Raw genomic sequence first — 903 nt, 5'->3', positions numbered from 1 at the left:
GCAATGATAAGGTAACATCATTTATCAAACTAAAATAATATCTTATTAAAATTACATAACTCAATTATTTTGCCTATAGAAAGAGAATACACAAAATAATTTACACCCTCAAAAAATTGAATTTCTTAATTTTATTTGTTTAAACCCCTTTTTCTCATTTCTCTTATTAAAGTGCTTTTAGATATAGTTGTTACGTCTACAACTTCTGTATAACTGCTAGTTCCAAGCATTTTAATAGCATTATCTAATTGTTTTTTAGTGTAGACTTTCGGTCTGCCCTCCGTAAATCCTTTTTTAGTTTTGGCAATTGCTTTACCCTCTTGGGTACGTTCAACTATCATATCTCTTTCAAATTCTGCAAAACTAAAGAATATATTTCTTATTAACTTACTTGATGGTGCATTATCCATAATCCCTATATTTAATATATTTACTTTGATTCCTCTGTTTATTAAATTATTTACTAATTCACTCCCTTTTGTCATACTCCTTGCCACTCTATCTAGTTTTGTTACGATTAAAGTATCGCCTTTTTCTAATTTGACTAATAGTTTATCAAACTCGGGTCTATCAATTTTAGTTCCTGTGAAACTTTCTTTATAAATTTTTAATGCTCCATTTTCTTTTAATGTTTTTTCTTGTTGTTCCAGACTATTCCCATTTTTTCCTTGTCCTTTGGTTGATACTCTACAATATCCATAAATCACAACTTTTTACCTCACTTTTAGATTTTACATTTGACTACAAGTTTTGACACCTTCGTATACGTTGATTTTAGGTTATTATTTTACTGTTGTCAATACTTTTGAGTTATGACACTGATGTGTGAATATAAAATTTCTTCGAAATATAATTTTGTATTTATTTGTTTGTTCAGATAAAACATACTAAAGAATTATAAAT

1 protein-coding gene is annotated in these 903 nt (G+C 27.4%); it reads right to left on the bottom strand.

The features are described from left to right. Positions 1-131 precede the first annotated feature (131 nt). Positions 132-707 carry a recombinase family protein gene (locus tag LGK95_RS22170; protein WP_226127081.1) on the bottom strand — a complete coding sequence of 192 codons (576 nt, stop codon included), beginning with the start codon at positions 705-707 and terminating at the stop codon, positions 132-134. Positions 708-903: the final 196 nt, after the last annotated feature.

The sequence above is a fragment of the Clostridium algoriphilum genome (genome assembly GCF_020443705.1).
Classification (GTDB): domain Bacteria; phylum Bacillota; class Clostridia; order Clostridiales; family Clostridiaceae; genus Clostridium_AD; species Clostridium_AD algoriphilum.
Note: the sequence above shows the minus strand (reverse complement) of the source record. Positions and strands in the feature narration are given on the sequence as shown.